The 2,993-nt window shown below is 50.6% G+C and carries 5 protein-coding genes; all 5 read right to left on the bottom strand.

Going from position 1 to position 2,993, the window contains the following annotated elements; translation table 11 throughout:
- Window positions 1-262, bottom strand: a 262-nt coding sequence (locus CHL74_RS15115; RefSeq protein ID WP_141241353.1) for a hypothetical protein, incomplete at its 3' end; no start/stop codon positions are given.
- A 5-nt stretch (window positions 263-267) separates the two neighbouring features.
- The gene (locus CHL74_RS15110) at window positions 268-915 is read right to left on the bottom strand and encodes a phosphoribosyltransferase (RefSeq protein WP_094881985.1); all 648 of its coding nucleotides are present in this window, start codon (window positions 913-915) and stop codon (window positions 268-270) included.
- 30 nt (window positions 916-945) lie between these two features.
- Window positions 946-1,512 (bottom strand): hypothetical protein, encoded by a 567-nt coding sequence (locus tag CHL74_RS15105; RefSeq protein WP_094881984.1) that lies wholly within the window; start codon window positions 1,510-1,512, stop codon window positions 946-948.
- A gap of 23 nt (window positions 1,513-1,535) precedes the next feature.
- Entirely contained in the window at window positions 1,536-2,498 is a 963-nt protein-coding gene (locus CHL74_RS15100) for a hypothetical protein (protein WP_094881983.1), read from the bottom strand.
- Between the two features lie 33 nt (window positions 2,499-2,531).
- A complete protein-coding gene (locus CHL74_RS15095; protein ID WP_176452287.1) occupies window positions 2,532-2,873 on the bottom strand; it encodes a hypothetical protein in 342 nt (113 codons plus the stop codon).
- Window positions 2,874-2,993 lie beyond the last annotated feature (120 nt).

The following is a 2,993-nucleotide window of genomic DNA, read 5'->3' as shown; positions in this document are numbered from 1 at the left end:
CTGTTCGACTTGCCACGATAGCATCCACTTGCTCCTGCATGATGTTCACCTCGTCGTGGGCTTCGACCTCACGGCGAGCTTTGAGGAAGGCACGGAGCTTGCCTTCGATGAACTCAGCCTTGCCTTTAGGATTGATGCTGAGATTACGATACATTATGGTGTTGTTGGTGAGTTGGAGAAGAAGGATTGCACCCTCGTTCCAGTCACGCTCAGCAGATGGAGTGTCGAGCCATTGCTGGAGTTTGTCTGTGAGATTGTTCATAATGATTACAATTTATTATTGATACCAGTAAAGAACACACAATTCTTGTGATGTTCGGTAAGCACATTGCGCATAGCCTTCAGCGTAGAGCCAGTAGTAACGAAGTCGTCGAAGACGATGCAGTTAGGCTCTTTGGGGAGATTGTTCATAGTGAACACCGCCCCGATACGCTGCTTGGAATGGCAGAAAGCAACATCCTCGTAGAACGGGATGTTCAGTTGGGAAGCAATCATTTCGCTGATGCGAGTGGCGAAGTTCTTGACGAGATGGCGACGTTTGGGAGTGGTGACGATACACCACGCCCCCGTGTTCAGCTCCTCACCGAGGATGTCACGTATAAGTGGTGAGATGCTATCAGCGAAGAACGCCACCATACTGTCGTCGCCCTTGATATCCGTCAGCGTTCTGCCATACAGCGACTTCTGCCATAGAGAGATGAAGAACGTGTCCGCCCGTCGAGTAAGCCGGACGCGTCGGGTGAAGTCGCACCGCGCTTCGACCGACTTATCCCACGCCTTACGTTTCTCGATGGCGAAGATATCCTTCTGTTCATGCGCTGCAGTGGGTGAAGACAGATCAAGCGGACCCGATAAGTCCGGCACGGAAATGTCATTCAAGAATTCCTGCATATCTATCGGAGTCCGCTTGTCCATGGTCAACTATGATTATAACTTTACTCGCCGTTACGCTGTGCAATCAATGTCGCCGTCCTCAGTGGTGATAGTACCAGTATAGAACGGAGCCGGACACTCGTCCGATGCCTCCACGTTGATAGTGGTGCCAGTGGTGCCAGTGGCACCCTGACCGAGATCCTGTGTGACGGTGGTCTTGGTAGTCCACTTGTCGCAACCCACGACACGGTGCTTGCCCTTCATGTCCTCGACGATGAAGACGTTGTCGTTGTTATTGAGGTAAGCAGCTGCAGCCGATGCCGCTTCGCTTACCGACGGATGCACCGCCACGAGTTTGTTGAGCTGCGTCTGTGACGGCAGTTCACCCTGTGCCTCACTTGTGAGCTGCGACTTCTCAGGAAGGATGTCGATGTATTTCCATACAGCGTTTTCCTTCAACGTGAAGGAGCCGTCGTAGACAGAAGAAGTGACACGTCCGACCTCGTTATGAGGAAGTTTAGGCCAAACAAGAATATCATTCTTGGATGTATAATACACACGGCGACGCACACCAGGAAGTTCCGGTGTGCCCATCGCCCATGCAAGAGATTTTTGTACGTCTGTATTAGATGCTGCCATAATTACTATTGTTAAGAGTTAGACTATAAGCCAGCCAGTTCAACGACCTTCAGGCGTCGCTTGTCGATAGACTCGAACTGTACACCGAAGAACATGGTGGCGATGTACGAGAGAAGGAACGCATCGAAACGCTCAACGTCAACCGATTCCACGTCGCCCATCTGGTCATATCCATAAAGCATATTGATCTTTGGCGAGATGTGGATATACTTCGAGTCCGTCTTGTTAGCAAGCGGGCAGAAGATGAGTTTGCCGTTAGAACCCTCGACAGTAGGCTGATTGTATTGCGTGTTGTATGGAATACCGCTATGGGTGAGCAGATAACCCTCGTTATACTTATCCACGAAGTCCTGCGAGCAGTACATGAAGAGAGTCTGCGAGCGAAGACGAGGGTCGAGCGAGAACAGAATCTCCTTAGCCACGTCAACGGCGTTGGTAGAGGTGATGGCATCTGTCAGTTTGAGGTAATTGCCGTTCTCCTTAGCGAGAGCACCAGAAGTAACCTCCTTCTTTGTGATGGTATCGAAGCCATCGAAGAGATCCTGGGTGGTAGTACCGCTTGCGTTGCGCACACCGCTCCAGATAGCATCATTGAGCTTTTCGGAGAGCGACTTGGCGATAAGTCCAAGCACCTCGCGAGCCGTAGGTACAGACTTCTGTCCGTCGCCCTTAGTGGCACCAGTGCCGAGGAGCGTAGAGATAGCCGAGTTAGGCTCGAACTTCGCGACCACCGACCCGAAGAACGTTTCAAGCGTTCGGAAGTCTAGCTGCAAGTTCACGTCCTCCGAGCGAGTTGGCGAGTAAGGAGCGAACTGTGCCGAAGCGTTGAGCGTGCCCACACTCTCCTTGTAGCGGATGCCAGGGCGACCGGTCATAAATTTAAGAGTCTCGTCGCAGCCGATAATCGGCAGACGAAGGAAGTCAGAACGCCACTTTCGAGCAGCATCCTTGTATTCTTGTAGGGTAAATTGTAGTTTTCCTGCCATGATAGGGAGTTTTGAATTATGATTTGTGAGTTGTTATGGTAATGAGTCAAAGAGAGCCTGAGCCGAGTTGGTGGTGTCGTAGAACTTCTCGATGTCTGACTTTTCGGTGTTGGTGCCACCATCCTTCTTGTCATCAACAACCGTGTTAGTGGTGTCAGCAGGGAGCTTTTTCAGTTTCTCCTCCAAATCGCTGTTAGCCTTAGTCAGGCGGTCAACGTCAGCCGAGAGAGTGGTGATTTCCTTGTACTTCGCTGTGATGTCCGCCTCGATAGAGTCGAGCTGTGCCGTGGTAAGCGTAACCTTGTCGTCGTTAGCTTCCAGCGAGTCGCAAGCGAGAGTCTTGCAAATGTTAGAATAGGTCTTTTTCAGGCTCATCCGATAAAGTCCGTGGCATCCCTACCCAAATATATCAACGATACATGATAGATTTTCCGTAAAGATGTTTACCTTTGCTGTATGAAAAATGATGTCAGCATTAATATGTACAAGGGACTT

It is taken from the genome of Prevotella sp. 885, from assembly GCF_002265625.1.
Taxonomy (GTDB): Bacteria; Bacteroidota; Bacteroidia; order Bacteroidales; family Bacteroidaceae; genus Prevotella.
This window is presented reverse-complemented; position numbering and strand designations above follow the sequence as displayed.

Excerpts from the sequence above, each read along its gene's own strand:
- CHL74_RS15110 (WP_094881985.1), bottom strand. The coding sequence starts at position 915 with ATGGACAAGCGGACTCCGATAGATATGCAGGAATTCTTGAATGACATT.
- CHL74_RS15105 (WP_094881984.1), bottom strand. The coding sequence starts at position 1,512 with ATGGCAGCATCTAATACAGACGTACAAAAATCTCTTGCATGGGCGATG.
- CHL74_RS15100 (WP_094881983.1), bottom strand. The coding sequence starts at position 2,498 with ATGGCAGGAAAACTACAATTTACCCTACAAGAATACAAGGATGCTGCT.
- CHL74_RS15095 (WP_176452287.1), bottom strand. The coding sequence starts at position 2,873 with ATGAGCCTGAAAAAGACCTATTCTAACATTTGCAAGACTCTCGCTTGC.